The organism is Thermus sp. NEB1569, assembly GCF_022385295.1.
GTDB classification, from domain to species: Bacteria; Deinococcota; Deinococci; order Deinococcales; family Thermaceae; genus Thermus; species Thermus scotoductus.
Window position 1 is genome coordinate 488,036 of sequence record NZ_CP092445.1, and the last position, 16,110, is coordinate 504,145.

The window sequence follows — 16,110 nt, forward strand, 5'->3', positions numbered from 1 at the left end:
CCTCCCGTATACTTTTGCGCCCCTAACCTACCCCACCGCCCTCCGCCTGTCAAGGTGAGGAATGCCCCAGCATCCGCACCTGGAAGGCCCTTAGGAGGTCGGTTTTGCTGAGGATGCCCACCAGGCGGCCCCCTTCCATCACCAGGGCCCGGGCATAGCCGTGCTCCGCCATGCGCTCCAAGGCGGTGAGGGCGTCCTCCTCGGGGGAGAGGATCAGGGGTTCTTTTAGGTAGTGGACCACCGGGGCCAGGGGGTTGGCGCCCTCCAGCCCCTCGAGGCCCACCACCCCCAGGACCCGCCCTTCCTCCACCACGGGAAAGCCGGAAACCTTGTGGGCCAGGGCCAGTTCCAGGACTTCCTGGACCGTAAGCTCTGGGGGGATGACCAGGGGGTTTGGGGTCATGAGGTCCTTGGCCTTCAACCCGCTTAAGGCCTGGGCCAGCAGAGTGCCCTCTACCTCGGCCCTCGAGGCCATGTACACGAAAAAGGCAATCAGGACCAGGAAGGGGTTGAAGACCACAAGGCCGAAAAGCCCCAAGGCCCAGGCCACCACCTGGCTCAGGGCCAAGGCCTGCCGGGTGGCCTGGAGGTAGGGTTTGCGCATGGCCAAAAGCGCCCGGTAGACCCGGCCTCCGTCCAAGGGCAGGGCAGGGAGGAGGTTGAATAGCCCCAGCATCAGGTTGACCAAGGCCAAATAGTGGGTGAGAAACCCCAGGGCCCCGGATTCCGCCTGCACCAGACGGAAGAAGAGGGCCAGGGCAAAGCTCACCGTCGGGCCCGCCAGGGCAATCCAGAGCTCCTTTTTGGGTTCCCTGGGAATCCTCTCCATCTGTGCTACCCCGCCCAGGAGCCACAGGGTGATGCGTTTGGTTTCTATACCGAAGCGCCGGGCTACCAGGGCGTGCCCGAGCTCGTGTAAAAGCACGGAGGCGAAAAGGCCAAGGGCCGCGGAAAGTCCTAGAAGGAAGGGCAGGGTGCCCTGGAGCAGGGAGGGGTCCTGAGGAAGGCCAAATAGCTCCAGATAAACGGGCAGGTTGCTGCCGATGAGGAAGGCCAGGAGGGGCAGCATCAGGAGAAAGGAGAAATCCAGGTAAAGGGGGATCCCCAGAATGCGGAACAGGGGAAAGCCGCGCTGAAGCATGCCTCAGTATAGGCACGGGCTGGCGGTGGAGTTGGTAATGACCGGTCAGTCAGCCGTAGGATAAGGGGGTGCTGGCCTTGGCCCTTCTGAAAGACCCTCTTTATCGTTCCTACTGGCTTGCCCTTTTCACCTCCCAGATGGGCACCTGGATGCAGTCGGCGGCCCAGGGATGGCTGGTCCTCCTCCTTACGGGAAGCGCGGAGAGGCTTGGGCTGGTGGTGGCCTTGCAGTTCCTCCCCTCCTTGCTGTTCTCCCTTCCCGCCGGGGTTTTGGCGGACCGTTACCCCAAGCGGAACCTTCTTATTTTTACCCAGGGGGGCATGATGGTTCTGGCCCTCTTCATGGCCTTCCTCATCCTCACTGGGCAGGTGCGCTACGGCCACGTGCTCCTCTTTGCGTTTCTCTACGGGGCCCTCAACGCCATGGACCTCCCGGTGCGCCAAAGCTTCACCGTGGAGCTGGCGGGCAGGGACCGGTACCCGGGGGCTATCGCCCTTAACTCCTTTGGCTTCAACACCAGCAGGTTGTTGGGGCCGGCCCTGGCTGGGGTGTTAATCGCCCTCTTTGGCGTGGGGGTGGCTTATCTGGCCAATGCCCTTTCCTTTTTGCCCCTTCTCTTCGTCCTGCGCCGGGTCCCTTTGGGTCCTAGGGGGGAGGAAGGGGATGGCCGCTGGTGGCGGGAGGCCCAGGAGGGGGTGCGGTTTGTCCTCGAGCATCCCGTGGTGCGCCGGGTGGTGGGACTGGTGCTCTTCGCCAGCCTCCTGGGCATGAACTTCCAGACCCTGGTGCCCTCCTATGCCCGGCTGGTGCTGGGGCTTTCCGCCACGGGTTATGGTGGCCTCCTTTCCAGCGTGGGGTTGGGGGCCTTGGGGGCTGCCTTGGTCATGGTCCTCACGGGAAAACCCAAGCCGGAGAGGCTTCTTCTTGGGGTCTTTGCCCTGGCCCTGGCCCATCTGGGCCTCTTCCTGCCCTACGCCTTCCTGGTCCCCTTCTTTTTGGCCCTGGGAGGGTTCGGGATGATCTCTGTGCTCATCAACGCCAACACCCTGGTGCAGCTATCCGTGCCCGACCGGATTCGGGGCCGGGTGATGGCGGTGTACAGCCTGGTGATGCTGGGCACCGGGCCCCTTGGGGCCTACCTCACCGGGCTTCTCTTTGAACTTCTCGGGGGCCGCTTGGCCGCCTTGGTCCTCGGAGGGGCGGTGCTGGTGGTGGGGCTTTATCAGCTACGCTCCTGGCCTACGGAACCCAGTCCTCCGGCCTAGGCCCCAGGCCGAGCCGCCAGGCCACTCCCTGGGCCACCCGAATCCCCGCCTTCCCATCCCCGTAGGGGTTCTTGGCCTGGCGCATGCGCTCAAGTTCCTCGGGGTTTTCCAGTAGCGCCTTCACCGTGCGGTAAACCCTTTCGGGCTCGGTGCCCGCCAGCCTCAGGATGCCCGCCTCGAGGCCTTCTGGCCTTTCCGTAACGTTCCTGAGCACCACCACGGGAACCCCCAGGGCCGCTCCTTCCTCCTGGAGCCCCCCGGAATCGGTGACGAGGAGGAGGCTTTCCCGCATCAAGGCGGCCATGGGCCCGTAGTCCAAGGGGTCCAGGAGGAGAAAGTTCTTCATCCCTTTGAGCACGGGGAAGACCGCCTCCCGCACCACGGGGTTCAGGTGCACGGGGTAGACGAAGGTGAGGTGGGGGAAGGCCTCGGCCACCCGTTTGAGGGCCCGGGCCAGCTCCGGCAGGATGGGCCAGTTTTCCCGCCGGTGCATGGTAACGGTCACGTAGGGGCCAGGGGGAAGCCCCTCAGGAAGCCGGCCTAGCCGGGCGGCCAGGAGCACGGCATCCACCCCCGTCTGGCCGGTGACCAGGATGGTTTCCTCCTTCTTGCCCTCCCTTAGCAGGTTCTCCTTGGCCAGGGGGGTGGGGGCAAAGTCCAGGTCGGTGAGCGCATCGGTGAGACGGCGGTTGGCCTCCTCGGGGAAGGGTTCTTTGAGGTTACCGCTTCTTAGGCCTGCCTCCACGTGCCCCACAGGAAGCCCCACCAGAAAGGCGGCCCAGGCCACGGCGAAGGTGGTGAGGGTGTCCCCGTGGACCAGCACGTAGTCCGCCCGCATCTCCTCGAGGGCCCTGGCCGCCTGGGGCAGGATGCGGGCCGCCAGGTCCGGCAGGGCCTGGCGCTCTTGCATCACGTCCAGGTTCCGGTCCTCTTGGATGCCGAAAAGCCCCAGGGCCTGCCTTAGTTGTTCCCGATGCTGGCCAGTGAGGAGGATGAGGGGCTTGATATGGGGATGCTCCTTCAAAGCCAGGTAGACCGGGGCCATCTTGGTGGCCTCGGGCCGGGTTCCGAAGGCTAAGACTACCCGCTTCATGCTATTCCACCCCCCTCCAAAGGGCCCTGAGCCGGCGGTAGGTCACCCACCCCAGGCCGGAAACCGTGGCGAAAAGGCTTGCCAGGATGGCTTCCTTCGGCATGCCCAGGTAGGCCATGGCCAGAAGGTTGAAGAGGAGGGCGAGCCCCCACAGGAGGAAGGCCACCCGCCTTTGGGAAAGTCCCCGGGCGAGAAGGCGGTGGTGGATGTGGTCCTTGCCGGGGGTGGAAAGGGGGTTTTGCCCCCGCAATAGCCTTCGCACCACCACCTGGGTGGTGTCCAGGATGGGGAGAAGAAGAAAAAGGGCCGGGGGCAGGAGGCCCAAAAAGGTGGTGAGCTTCAGATTGCCAAGAAGGGAGGTGGCCGCCAGGGTGAAGCCCAGGAAGTAAGCCCCCGCATCCCCCAGGATGATGCGGCTTGGGTGAAGGTTGTGCCGCAGGAAGCCCAGGGCTGCCCCGGCCAGGGCCGCCAGGACCAGGGTGCCTGCCGCCCAGTAGGGAAACTGGGCGCTCACGAAGAGGAGGCTCATGGCGCTGATGTACGCCACCCCGCCCGCCAGCCCATCCAGGCCGTCCATGAGGTTCAGGGCGTTGGTGATTCCCACCACCCAGAGCCAGGTGAGGAAAAACCCCAAGACGGGATCCAGGGGGGTGCCGAAGGCGGCTTCGAACCGCACCCCCACCGCCATGAGGAGGAGGGCGGCCAGGGTTTGCACGAAGAGGCGGAAGAGGGGGGGGAGGCCGAACTGATCGTCGATGAAGCCCACCAGCACCAGCCAAGCTCCTCCCAAGAGGATGGCGAGGATTTGGATAAGCACGTGTTCCACCAGGATGGGCCTTAGGAAGGCGGCCACCACCAGGGCCAGCACCACCCCGGCGTACACCGCCAGGCCCCCGGCGTTGGGCAGGGGCTCCCGGTTGAGGCGCCTTTCGTTGGGCATGTCCGCCCAGCCCACCTTGAGGGCGAAGCGGCGCACATGGGGCAGGAAGCGCCAGGTGAAGAAAAGGGCCACCAGGAAGGCGAAGGCCACGGTAAGCCAGCCTGTGCCCGTGGGTTCAGCGATGCCTATCTTCTTCAGAAGTTCAGTCATTTGGTCCCGTAGATCCGGTCCCCGGCGTCCCCCAGGCCGGGAACGATGTAACCGTGGTCGTTCAGGCGCTCGTCGATGGCCGCCACCACCACCTCGGTGTCGGGATGGTCCTGGGCGATGCGCTCCAGGCCCTCGGGGGCGGCGATGAGGCACATGAGCTTGATCCCCGTGGCCCCCTTCTCCCTAAGAAGGGTAAGGGCGTGGCTGGCGCTCCCGCCCGTGGCCAGCATGGGGTCCAGGAGGAAGACCCGGCGCTCGTGGATATCCGGGGGTAGCTTGGCGTAGTACTGAACGGGCTTTAGGGACTCGGGGTCCCGGTAGAGGCCGATGTGCCCCACGCGAGCATGGGGCACCAGCTTGAGGATGCCCTCCACCATGACCAATCCAGCCCGCAAGATAGCCACCAGGGCCAGCTTCTTGCCGGAAAGCACCTTGACCCGGGCGGGGGCCACGGGGGTTTCCACGGTGGTTTCCGTAAGTTCCAGGTCCCTCATGGCTTCGTAAGCCATGAGGAGGGATACCTCCTCCGCCAGCTCGCGAAAGTCCTTGGCGCCCGTGCGTTTATCCCGGAGGTGGGCCAGCTTGTGCTGGACCAAGGGATGGTCCACCAGGGTGATCCTCATCCCCCAAAGCCTAACACGCCCGGTTTCTCAGGGGAAAGCAGTCTTGGAAGAAGCTCAGAGCTCGGGGGAGCTTGTCCGCCAGGGCCTCGAGGAAGCCCTCGGGCTTCTTCGTGCGGAACCAGTGGAGGTCGTGGAGATAGGTGAGGGGCACGTAAAAGGCCAGGCGCTCCCGCACCTCTTTGGGGTAGAACTGCACCAGGCGGAAAAGGGCCTCCCGGGCCCTTTTTTCCCCCAAGAGGTCCAGGCTTCCCGTCTTGAGGAGGGCAAGGTCCCGGGCGGGATCGTCGCCTCCGGAACGGACCCAGTCCACCAGGAGCACCTCGGGGTCGTCGTGGGAGGGGTTTTCCTGGGTTTTAAGCAGGAGGTTCCCCGCCCAGGCGTCCCGATGGCAGAAGCGCTTCTCCACCCCCGCCACCCAGGCGACCTCCCGCATAAGGGCCTTGATGAGGCTTAAGGCCTCGGGCACGGAGCCCAGGCTTTCAGCGAAGCGCTCTAGCCTCTCCGAAAGCTCTTCCCGCTCCACATACCCCGGCTCGGGGAGGCGGTGGAAGGAGAGGAAGAGGTGGGAGAGGGCGGCGAGGGCCTTGGAGGTGAAGGCTTCGGGGCTGAAGGGTTTTCCGGGAAAATGGCGGATGACCAGGACCCCTTGTCCCTCCACCTGGGCCACCCCCAGGACGAAGCTTCCCAAGCCGGCGCGGGCCATCCTCTCGGCCTCGAGGGCCGCCAGGTGGGCCTCGCCAGGCCGGTATACCTTGTAGACCCTTTCCCCATCCGTGTACACTCGGGCTTCAAAGCCGCCCAGGGGGGTAAGGCGAGAGAGGGTATCGGGGGAGAGGAGGCCCTTCAGGGCCGAGAGCACCACGGGGCTTATTCTAAGGGCCTCGAGGGGGGATGAAATGCCCCGTTGAGTATGGCTTTGTATAGGTCGTCCTCAACCCCATCCCCGGCAGCGCGTAACCTAAGGGCGTGGAGCTTTTGCGGCCGGAGGCCACGGTTCTCTCCCTGGGGGACAGGGTCCTCTCCTTCGACCGGGAGGGACGGCCTTACCACTACTTCCGCCAGGGGCTCACCTACAAGAGGGCCTTGGACGGAAGCCTGCACCTGCGCTACCGGGAGGGGGAGAGGAGGAGGCGACGCCTAGAGAAGGCGGAGGCCCTGGAGGTCTACCGCGAGATCCTGGGCATAGCGGAGGCCCATCTCAAGGATCCTGGACGCCGGGAAGAGGTGCTTCGCTGGACCCCGGAGGCCCTTTCCGACCCCACTCCTTATCGCCGGGCCTACGCCTGGCCCGTGAGCATTCTCCCTCCGGATGCCTACCTTTCCGTGGTCCTTCAGGCCACCACGGGATGCACCTGGAACCGGTGCGCCTTCTGCTCCTTCTACCAGGACCGCCCCTTTCAGAAGCGCAGTCCCGATGCCTTCCGGGAGCATGTGGAACGGGTTTTGGAGCTTTTGGGAAGGGGAAGGCTTTTAAGGAGGGGGGTTTTTCTGGGAGATGGCAACGCCTTGGCCCTGGGCGAGCCCCTTCTTCCCCTACTGGAAGAGGTTCGGCGGGCCTTTCCCGAGGAGCCCATCCTGGGCTTTTTGGACCTCTTTACCGGGTTGAAGAAGGAGGCTACTTGGTGGGAAAGGCTTAGGGCCTTGGGGCTTAGACGGGTTTACATTGGCCTCGAGACCGGGCATCCCCCGTTGCTTGCCCTCCTAAACAAGCCCGGGCACCCCCGGGAGGCCTTACCCCTGGTGAACGCTTTGAAGGAAGCGGGGCTTTCCTTGGGGGTAATCCTCATGGTGGGGGCTGGGGGCCTAGCCTACGCTGAGGCCCACCGCCGGGAGAGCCTGGCCCTTTTGGCCGAGCTCCCCTTGGGGAAAGAGGATGTGGTTTACCTATCCCCTTTCCAGGAGGAGCCGGGTACCCCCTACGCCCTCCTGGGCCTAAAGCCTCTTCCCGATGTGGAGGCGGAGCTTGCTGCTTGGGCCAGGGAACTCCGCCGCTTGGGCCTGCGGGTGGCCCGGTACGACATCCGGGAGTTCCTCTATTAGGGCCAGCGCACCCTGGCCTCTTGGTATACTCGGGCCATGAGCGCCTCGCATGAACGGGAACTCTATGAGGCCTGGGTGGAGCTCCTTTCCTGGATGCGGGAATATGCCAGAGAGAAGGGGGTCCGGTTCGAGAAGGAGGCGGACTTCCCCGATTTCATCTACCGCATGGAGCGCCCTTATGACCTTCCTACCACCATCATGACCGCTTCCCTTTCCGATGCCTTGGGGGAGCCCTTCCTTCTTGCGGACGTCTCTCCCCGGCACGCCAAGTTGAAACGCATCGGCATCCGCCTTCCCCGGGCCCACATCCATCTGCACGCCCACTACGAGCCAGGGAAGGGCTTGGTGACGGGGAAAATCCCCCTTACCAAGGAGCGCTTCTTCGCTCTGGCCGACCGGGCGCGGGAGGCCTTGGCCTTCGCCTAGCCCTCGAGGGCCTCCCATAACTTCAGGACCACCGGATGGAGGAGGGGAAAAGCCCGGCGGGTGGGCTTGAGGCGGAGGCCTTCCACTTCCAAAAAGCCCGCTTCCGCCAGGGATATAGCGGCAGGCTTTAGGCTAGGCCAAAGGCTTAGGCCCGTTCTCCTCTCCACGGCCTCCACATCCACCCCCTCCTTCAGGCGCAGGCCCAGCATCAGGCTTTCCTTGGCGTGTTCTAAGGGGGAGATGGCCTCCTCCTGAGGGGGTTCCCCCAGGAGCCAGCGGGGAAGGGGAGGGTTGGTACGGCGGAAGGCGTAAACCGGCCCCGTGCCCGGGTACTGGCCTGCGGCACTGGGACCCAGGGCCAGCCAAAAACCATTCCGCCAGTAGGCCAGGTTGTGGCGGGCCTCCTCGCCGGGCCTTGCGAAGTTGGATATCTCGTAGCGCACAAGACCGGCACCCTCCAGGATTTCCTCCGCCTTCCCCATGGCCCAGGCTTCCCGTTCCGGATCCTCCTTCAGGCCCGAAAGGGCGAAGGGGGTACCCTTTTCCACCTGCAGGGTGTAGGCGGATACGTGCCCCACTCCTAGGGAGGCGGCCTCCTTTAGATCCTTCTCCACCTCCTGCATGGGCAGGCCCAGGATGAGATCCAGGGAAACCCGGAAGCCCCCTTCCAAGGCCATCTCCACGGCTTTCAAGGCGCCCCTTCGTCCATGGGCCCGGCCCAGGAACCGCAGCACCGCTTCCTGGAAGCTCTGGACCCCTAAGGAGAGGCGGTTCACCCCGAGGTCCTTGAGAAGGGCCATCCGTTCCCGGTTCAAGGTGCCGGGGTTGGCCTCGAGGGTCACCTCCGCATCCGCTTCCAGCCTCCAGGGAAGGGCCTGGAAGAGGGCGATGAGTTCCCGGTCCCGGAGAAAGCTCGGGGTACCCCCGCCCAGGTAGAGGGTCTTTAGGGGCTCAGGGTGGATCTCGTAAAGCCTCTGGGCTTCCTCCTTAAGGCGTTTCAGGTAGGCTTCCACCCACCCTGGGCCCCGGCGTACCACGTGGAAGTCGCAGTAGGGGCAGAGGGTGGGGCAGAAGGGGACGTGGAGGTAGAGGCTGGCCATTCAATCCTGCGTTAAGACCCTTTCTGCCCAGGCCACGGCTTGCTCGGCCAGCAGAAGAGCCTCTTTCCAGTCCTCTTCTGTGGCCTCGGGGAGGTCCCCCGGGTAGCGGCCCGCCACGGCGAAGGGGTTAAGCCGAACCAGGTCTTCTAGCCCTGGAGGCACGGGGAGGTGGGGGCGGATCAGCTCCAGAAGGCGTGCCAGGTCGTGGGTTTTGGGAAAAGGGATGCCAAGGGCGATGAGGAGGGCCTTGAGGGCCTTTTCCGCAGCCTGCTGGGCGTCAAAGCAAGGGTCATCCCAGACCACCTCGGGGCTGGTCCTTCCTACGCGGGCCCGGGCCAGGTTGCTCTTGGCGCGGGCCAGCCAGACTCCTGGGTCTGAGGCGTCATGCGGCATAGAGCACCCGCCCTTCCCGGAGGACATGGGGATAAACCGTTGTCCAGGTTTCCCGGTACCGGGTCAAGTCCTCTTCGGTGGCCAGGAGGAGGTCCAGACTGAAGCCTTGCTGGACCTTGCTGGCAGCCTGATAGAGGTCTTTCCAAACCCGCATGGTCTTGTACTCCGGTGGCACCACCACGAGGAGGTCGTAATCGCTTTCTGGGCGGGCCTCCCCCCGGGCCCGGCTGCCAAAGAGGATGATCTTTTTCGCCGGGACGGTTTTGAGGATGGCCGAAAGGACCGGAGCCAGCTCCGGGTACTCCACCTTTTCAGTCTACAAAGAGGAGGCGGAAGTCGTTGAGGTTGGTGCCGGTAGGCCCGGTTTTTAGGAGGGTTCCCGCCTGTTCAAAGAAGCCGTAGCTGTCGTTGGCTTCCAGGAAGGGCCTTGGGTCCAGCCCCAGGTTCCAGACCTCCGGAGTGAGGAGGGCTCCCGCCGCTTCTGAGGGTCCATCCAGCCCGTCGGAATCCGCGGCCAAGGCGTAAAGGGGGGCTTGGAGGTGGGCGTAGAGGGCGAGAAGGAACTCCAGGTTCCGGCCCCCCCTACCCTTCCCCCTCACCTGTACCTGGGCTTCCCCCCCGGAGAGGAGGAAAAGGGGCTTTTTGAAGGGAAGGCCATGGGCGCGGAGGGTTTCCACCAGCTCCGCATGGAAGCGGGCCAGGGCCCGGGCCTCGCCGCCGAAGCGGTCCGAGAGGATCACCGCCCGGTAGCCTTGCCGCCTTAAGAACCCTTGGGCGGCCTTTAGGAGGTCCAGGTTGCGCCCGACGATCCGGTAGGACAGCCGTTTTAGGGCGGGGTCTTGGGGCTTCAGGGTTTCGGGGAACCGGCCCCTTAGTCCTTCTTCCAACACCCGCCTGGCTTCGGGAAAGGCCAGGCCATACCGGTCCAGGACGGCCAGGGCCTCGAGGTAGGTGCTGGAATCCGGATGGAAGGGTCCCGAGGCGATAACCCCGGGGTCATCCCCTGGCACGTCGGAGAGAAGAAGCACGTGAAGCCGGGCTTGGGTGGCCTTTAGAAGCCTTCCCCCCTTCACCTGAGAGAGATGCTTGCGCACGGCGTTGATTTCCCTAATGCTGGCCCCGCTTTTCAGGAGGGCCTCCGTGAGGGCCCGCTTCGCCTCCAGGGAGATCCCCAGGGGCAGGCACCAAAGGGCGCTTCCCCCGCCCGAAACCAGGGTTAAAACCCGCGCCTTGGGGGAAAGCCCCTTGAGGAGTTCCAGGACCTCCTGGGCCGCCCTTAGGCTTTCCCAATCGGGCAAGGGATGGCCGGCGAAGACCGCTCGTAGCCCCAGGGCATCCTGCCCCTTGGGCAGGGTGAGGTGGTAGGGTACCTCCCCGTAGCGATCCAAGGCTGCCTTTAGCATCCAGGAGGCTCCCTTGCCCACCGCCAGGATCAGGTGGGGCCTGGCCTTGGGAAGGGCCCTAAGGGTGAGGCGGTAGGGGTGGGCTTCCTCGAGGGCCTGGCGGATGGTGGTTAAAAGGAGGTCTTTCATTCTAGTCGAGGGGGGACCTTCCTTCGTAGAGTAAGTCTAAGAGTTCCGCCGTGTGCAGGATGGGGATGCCCTTGTCCAAATAGGCCTGGATCTGGGTGAGGCAGCCGATGTTGCCCGTGACCACCAGTTCGGGCTGGATGGCCTGAAGGTTTTCCGCCTTTCTCCTGCCCAAAACCTCGGCGATCTCGGGCTGGAAGAGGTTGTAGGTGCCGGCGCTGCCGCAGCAGATTTCCCACTCCTTGGGCTCCAGCACCTCCACCCCAGAGGCCTTAAGGATCCTCCTTGGGGCTTCCCTCACCCCCTGGGCGTGGGCCAGGTGGCAGGCGTCGTGGTAGGCCACCCTGAGGGGCCTTGGGGGCGGGGGAGGGGGGATGAAGCCCAGCTCGTCCAGGATGACGGTGAGGTCCTTCACCTTGGCGGCCAGGGCCCTCGCCTCCTCCTCCTCGGGTTCCCCCAGGAAGAGAAGAGGGTATTCCCTCATCCCCGAGCCGCAACCGGCGGCGTTGGTGACCACGTAGTCCACCTCCCGGAAAGCCCTCAGGTTGGTGCGGGCCAAGGCCCTGGCTCCCTCCTTGTCCCCGGCGTGGAGGTTTAGGGCCCCGCAGCAGACCTGTTCCTTGGCGGCTATCACCTCCACCCCGTTTTCCTGGAGGACCCGGATGGTGGCCCGGTTGATGGAAGGCCTCAGGACCTGCTGGGCGCAGCCCAGGAGGATGCCCACCCTGGCCCGCCTTTGGCCCTTGGCGGGGTAGACCTCCTGGTAGGATTCCCTGTCCGGCAGGCGGTCCGGGAGCAGGGCGATGGGAGCCTTAAGAGCCTTGGGCAGGGGAAGGGGCTTGAGGAGGGGTTTTAGCCGGCTTCCCAGCTCGGCCAGGGGCCGAAAGCGCTCGGGGTAGGGGAGGATGCGGAGGAGGGACTGGCGAAAGACCTGTTCCAGGGGGTAGCGGTGACGCTTGCTCTCGGTGTGCAGGCGGAAGGTGGCGATGAGCTCGCCGTAGGGGACGCCGCTTGGGCAGGCGGTAACGCAGGCTTGGCAGGCCAGGCAACGATCCAGATAGGGAAGGGCTTCCTCCAGGGAGAGGTTCCCTTCGAGGACCTCCTTCATCAAGAAGATCCGACCCCGGGGGGAGTCCATCTCCTCCTGCAGGACCAGGTAGGTGGGGCAGGTGGGAAGGCAGAAGCCGCAATGGACGCAGGCTTCTATGGCGTGGGCCATCACCTCCCCTTCCTTGCCCAGGGTTTCCACGGGTATGCGGTGCTGCATGTTCTCACCTTAAGGGAAAACGGCTCCTGGGGTCCAGGGCCAGCTTAAGCTTGCGGAAAAAGGCCTCGGGCGGGTGGGGGAAGAGGGCATCCTCGGCGCCCTTTAGGACCAGGTGGGGAATCCCTGCCTGCCTAAGGGATGCCAGTCCCTTGGCCTCCATCCCGGCGTAGAGGAGTTCCCCTCCCGCCAGGTACCGCCTGGGCCCTAGGGGCAGGTTTTCCAGCTTGGGCACCCAGGCGGGGGTGGAGGGAACCTTGACCCAGATGGGGGCCTCCTCCAGGAAGCGGAGGTTCCGCACCCCTTCCCAGTGGGTTTCGTCCTCCGCCAGCACCTCGCCTTCCTTTTGCAGGATTTCCTGTAGTCGTTTTAGTCTTTTCCCCAGGCTTTCGAGGAACCCCCCTAGCCGAATCTCCAGGGTGGCCGGGGGAATGAGGTCCAGGGCCAGAAGATCCAGGGGAAGCACCCGGAGGCGTTCCATGGCGGCAAGGGCCTCCGCTAGGCTCCCATAGGTGAGCCGCAGGGTTTGGGTGGCCCTGGGGGAGGGGAAGACCTTGAAGGAAAGCTCCACCATGACCCCGAAGGCTCCCAGGGAACCCACCATGAGCCGGTGAAAGGGAAAGCCGGCGGCGTTTTTCACCACCTTGCCTCCGCCCCGCACCACCCTTCCTTCCCCGTCCACGAAGCGCACGCCCAGGATGAAGTCCCTCAGGCCCCCAAACCGTTCCCGCATGGGGCCGGAAAGCCCGGCTGCCACCGTGCCCCCAAGGGTGGCCCCCTGCTCCACCAGGGGTGGGTGGAAGGGCAGGTACTGGCCGTGGGCCCGTAGGGTTTCCTCTATCTCCTTAAGGGGTGTGCCGGCATAGGCGGTGAAGACGAACTCCTCAGGGGCATACTCCAGGATGCCCCTGAGGCCCGAAAGATCCAGGAGGGTCTCCCCGTCCTTGGGGGTGGAGAGGGCTGGCTTGCTCCCACCCCCCTTGGGGCGCAGGCGGGGATAGGTGCGGACCGCTTCCTGGATTTCCTCCAAGGTGCTTGCCCGAACCTCAACCATAAAGGCCCTCCGGCAACACCTTGCCCCGGTTGGCGAGGCCCTTAGGGTCCAGGGCCTCCTTGACCCGTTCCATGGCCAGGAGGTCTTCCGGGGCGAACATCGTTGGCATGTACTCCTTCTTCTCCACCCCGATGCCGTGTTCCCCGGTCAAGGACCCTCCTAGGCGCACGCAAAGCTTGAGGATTTCTCCCGCCAGCTCCTCGGCCCGCTTAAGCTCCCCGGGTTTTTTGCCGTCGTAGAGGACCAGGGGGTGAAGGTTTCCGTCCCCGGCGTGGAAGACGTTGGCCACCCTAAGGCCGTATTCCTGGGAAAGCCTTCCGATCTCCTTCAGGGCTTCCCCCAGGCGGCTTCGGGGCACTACCCCATCCTGGACGAGGTAATCAGGGGAAAGCCTTCCCACGGCGCTGAAGGCAGCCTTGCGCCCCTTCCAGATGGCCTGGCGTTCCGCCTCGCTTTGGGCGACGCGCACCTCCAAGGCCCCGCTTTCTTTAATCACCTGGGCCAGGAGTTTGGCTTCCTCCTCCACCTCCTCCTTGGGGCCTTCCAGCTCCACGATGAGGAGGGCCTCCACCCGGGGATAGCCGGCCTTCACCGCTGCCTCGGCGGCCTCTATGCTCAAGCGGTCCATGATCTCCATGGCCCCGGGGAGGAGCCCGCTTCGGATCACCTGGCTCACGGCGTTGCCGGCGGCCTCGAGGCTCCCGTAGGCGGCCAGCAGGGTGTGGTAGGCCTCGGGCTTGGGAAGAAGCCTCAGGGTGATCTCCAGGGCTACTCCCAAAAGCCCCTCGGTGCCCACGAAAAAGCCGTGGAGGTCGGGACCTACGCTCTCAAGGCCTTCCCCGCCCAGGCGCACCACCTCCCCTTCAGGGGTGACCACCTCGAGGGCCAGCACGTGGCCCGCCGTCATCCCGTACTTCAGGCAGTGGGCCCCGCCGGAGTTGAAGGCCACGTTCCCGCCGATGGTGGAGATGGGCTGGCTGGAGGGATCGGGGGCGTAATAGAGGCCAAAAGGGGCCGCCTGCCGGGAAACCTCCAGGTTCACCACCCCGGGCTCCACCACCGCAATCCGGGCCTTGGGGTCCAGGCGCAGAATGCGGTTCATGCGGTTGAGGACGATGACCAGGCCCCCCTCCACGGGCAAGGAGCCTCCCGAGAGGCTGGTGCCGCTTCCCCGGGCCACAAAGGGCACCCCGTGGCGGTAGCACAGGCGCACCGCTTCCACCACCTCCTCCTTCCGCTCGGGAAGCACCACAGCCAGGGGACGCTTGCGGTAGGCGGTGAGGGCGTCGGACTCGTAAGGGGCAAGCTCCGCCTCCTTGGTCAGCAGCCTCCCCGGGGGAAAGAGGGCCCTAAGCTCTTCCAGGAACCCCATTGCCACCTCCTATCCCACTTTACCGGAAGGGGTGGGTGGCCTGCCCCACCCCTTCCTAGCCCGGACCTGTGTGGTCTTAGTCCAGGTAATCGTAGGCCACCAGGGTCAGGAACTCGATGAAATCCTCTGAGAGGACCAGCTTGTCCAGGATCTCCTCGGCCTCCTTGTAGCGGCCAACCTCCCGTCCTCCCAGCTTGGCGAGCTCCTCTTCCTTGATCTTTTGGTAAAGCTCAGGGGTGACCGGGCGGCCGTCCTCCAAGGTGGCCTGCCGGTGCACCCATTGCCAGAGCTGCGCCCTGCTGATCTCGGCGGTGGCGGCATCCTCCATGAGGTTGAAGATGGCGGCGGCCCCGTTGCCGAGAAGCCACTGGTTCAGGTACTGGAGGGCCACGGAGATGTTGTTGCGAAGGCCTGCTTCCGTCACCTTGCCTCCCGGGACCTCAAAGTTCAGCAGGTCCTCCGCCTTTACCTGGACGTCCTCCCGCTTCACGTGCTTCTGGTGGGGCTTGTCCCCCAGGTACCGGTCGAAGACCTCCTGGGCCACGGGCACCAGATCGGGGTGGGCCACCCAGGTGCCGTCAAATCCCTGGGAGGCTTCCCGCTCCTTGTCAGCCCGCACCTGCTGGAAAGCCCTTTCGTTCACCTCGGGGTCCTTGCGGCTGGGGATGAAGGCGGCCATGCCCCCGATGGCGTGGGCCCCGTGAATATGGCAGGACTTCACCAGAAGCTCGGTGTAGGCCTTCATGAAGGGCACGGTCATGGTGACCTGGGCCCGGTCGGGGAAGATGGGGGCGGTGGTGGCGAACTTCTTGATGCAGCTGAAGATGTAGTCCCAGCGGCCGGCGTTGAGCCCGGCGGCGTGCTCCTTAAGCTCGTAGAGGATCTCCTCCATCTCGAAGGCCGCCAGGATGGTTTCGATGAGCACCGTGGCCCGGATGGTGCCCCGGGGGATGCCCAGGTAGTCCTGGGCGAAGTTGAAGACCTGGTTCCAAAGCCGGGCCTCCAGGTGGCTTTCCATCTTGGGCAGGTAGAAGTAGGGGCCGCTTCCCCGCCTTAGGAGCTCGTGGGCGTTGTGGAAGAAGTAAAGGCCAAAGTCAAAGAGGCTTGCGGAAATGGGCTCCCCGTCCACCCGCACGTGCTTTTCCACCAGGTGCCAGCCCCGGGGCCGGACCACCAGGGTGGCCACCTTTTCCTTCAGCTTGTACTCCTTCCCCTCGGGGCTTACAAAGTCAATCTGGCGGCGGACGGCGTCATAGAGGTTCTTCTGCCCCTGGATCACGTTGTCCCAGGTGGGGGAGAGGGCGTCTTCAAAATCCGCCATGAAGACCTTGGCCCCGGAGTTCAGGGCGTTGATGATCATCTTGCGGTCCACAGGGCCGGTGATCTCCACCCGGCGGTCCAAAAGGTCGGGTGGAGCCTCCGCCACCTGCCAGGACCCGCCCCGCACGAAGGCGGTTTCCTCGGGAAAGTCCGGTTTTTCCCCGGCCTTGTACCTTTCCCAGAGGGTTTTCCTGCGCTCCAGAAGCGCCTTGCGCACGGGGTTGAACTCCCGGTGCAGGGCCACCACGAACCCCAGGGCCTCTTCCGTGAGCACCTCTCCTAAGAGGGGATGGTCTTTGAGGATTTCCACGCCCTTCATGGTGGTTTGAGCCTAAGGGAAGGGCTGGGGATTTGTCAAGAAACAAAATGGTTTTTTGTTACTTGAAAAACAACCCAGCGG

Annotated in this window: 16 protein-coding genes; 3 read left to right on the top strand and 13 right to left on the bottom strand. The window is 64.7% G+C overall.

Translation table 11 applies throughout. From position 1 onward, the window contains the following. Positions 1-49: 49 nt before the first annotated feature. Entirely contained in the window at positions 50-1,141 is a 1,092-nt protein-coding gene (locus MI302_RS03180; protein ID WP_239726183.1) for a site-2 protease family protein, read from the bottom strand. 68 nt (positions 1,142-1,209) lie between these two features. On the opposite strand from MI302_RS03180, the gene MI302_RS03185 reads away from it, so the two are divergent. Then, positions 1,210-2,406, top strand: a complete 1,197-nt coding sequence (locus MI302_RS03185; protein ID WP_239726184.1) for an MFS transporter — start codon at positions 1,210-1,212, stop codon at positions 2,404-2,406. Here the strand turns inward: MI302_RS03185 and wecB are convergent. The 4 genes from wecB to MI302_RS03205 are packed head-to-tail and all read right to left on the bottom strand — an operon-like array spanning position 2,381 to position 6,074. Then, positions 2,381-3,499: a non-hydrolyzing UDP-N-acetylglucosamine 2-epimerase gene (gene wecB / locus MI302_RS03190; RefSeq protein ID WP_019551025.1), complete on the bottom strand. Its 1,119-nt coding sequence runs from the start codon at positions 3,497-3,499 to the stop codon at positions 2,381-2,383. The genes MI302_RS03185 and wecB overlap by 26 nt on opposite strands. A gap of 1 nt (position 3,500) precedes the next feature. Then, positions 3,501-4,589, bottom strand: coding sequence for an MraY family glycosyltransferase (locus MI302_RS03195; protein ID WP_028494197.1), 1,089 nt, complete (start codon positions 4,587-4,589; stop codon positions 3,501-3,503). Next, complete coding sequence (upp, locus tag MI302_RS03200) at positions 4,586-5,212, bottom strand: uracil phosphoribosyltransferase (protein ID WP_239726185.1); 627 nt, start codon at positions 5,210-5,212, stop codon at positions 4,586-4,588. Before upp ends, MI302_RS03195 begins: the two co-directional genes overlap by 4 nt. A gap of 10 nt (positions 5,213-5,222) precedes the next feature. Then, positions 5,223-6,074 (bottom strand): phosphotransferase, encoded by an 852-nt coding sequence (locus MI302_RS03205; RefSeq protein WP_239726186.1) that lies wholly within the window; start codon positions 6,072-6,074, stop codon positions 5,223-5,225. A 104-nt stretch (positions 6,075-6,178) separates the two neighbouring features. On the opposite strand from MI302_RS03205, the gene MI302_RS03210 reads away from it, so the two are divergent. Next, positions 6,179-7,252: a radical SAM protein gene (locus MI302_RS03210; RefSeq protein ID WP_239726187.1), complete on the top strand. Its 1,074-nt coding sequence runs from the start codon at positions 6,179-6,181 to the stop codon at positions 7,250-7,252. Between the two features lie 36 nt (positions 7,253-7,288). Beyond that, complete coding sequence (locus tag MI302_RS03215) at positions 7,289-7,678, top strand: NADH-quinone oxidoreductase subunit 15 (protein WP_019551701.1); 390 nt, start codon at positions 7,289-7,291, stop codon at positions 7,676-7,678. Here the strand turns inward: MI302_RS03215 and hemW are convergent. The 8 genes from hemW to aceB form a co-directional block, all read right to left on the bottom strand. After that, positions 7,675-8,778 carry a radical SAM family heme chaperone HemW gene (gene hemW, locus MI302_RS03220; RefSeq protein WP_028494194.1) on the bottom strand — a complete coding sequence of 368 codons (1,104 nt, stop codon included), beginning with the start codon at positions 8,776-8,778 and terminating at the stop codon, positions 7,675-7,677. The genes MI302_RS03215 and hemW overlap by 4 nt on opposite strands. Then, positions 8,779-9,171, bottom strand: coding sequence for a HEPN domain-containing protein (locus tag MI302_RS03225; RefSeq protein ID WP_019551703.1), 393 nt, complete (start codon positions 9,169-9,171; stop codon positions 8,779-8,781). Continuing rightward, a complete protein-coding gene (locus MI302_RS03230) occupies positions 9,161-9,478 on the bottom strand; it encodes a nucleotidyltransferase domain-containing protein (protein ID WP_019551704.1) in 318 nt (105 codons plus the stop codon). Before MI302_RS03230 ends, MI302_RS03225 begins: the two co-directional genes overlap by 11 nt. Before the next feature lie 4 nt (positions 9,479-9,482). Next, positions 9,483-10,703 (bottom strand): glycerate kinase, encoded by a 1,221-nt coding sequence (locus MI302_RS03235; protein ID WP_239726188.1) that lies wholly within the window; start codon positions 10,701-10,703, stop codon positions 9,483-9,485. 1 nt (position 10,704) lies between these two features. After that, entirely contained in the window at positions 10,705-11,967 is a 1,263-nt protein-coding gene (glcF, locus tag MI302_RS03240; RefSeq protein WP_239726189.1) for a glycolate oxidase subunit GlcF, read from the bottom strand. A gap of 4 nt (positions 11,968-11,971) precedes the next feature. Further along, complete coding sequence (locus tag MI302_RS03245; RefSeq protein ID WP_239726190.1) at positions 11,972-13,018, bottom strand: FAD-binding protein; 1,047 nt, start codon at positions 13,016-13,018, stop codon at positions 11,972-11,974. After that, complete coding sequence (locus MI302_RS03250) at positions 13,011-14,390, bottom strand: FAD-linked oxidase C-terminal domain-containing protein (protein WP_239726191.1); 1,380 nt, start codon at positions 14,388-14,390, stop codon at positions 13,011-13,013. The genes MI302_RS03245 and MI302_RS03250 overlap by 8 nt, the downstream gene beginning before the upstream one ends. Before the next feature lie 76 nt (positions 14,391-14,466). Beyond that, entirely contained in the window at positions 14,467-16,029 is a 1,563-nt protein-coding gene (aceB, locus tag MI302_RS03255; RefSeq protein ID WP_239726192.1) for a malate synthase A, read from the bottom strand. Between the last annotated feature and the right edge of the window lie 81 nt (positions 16,030-16,110).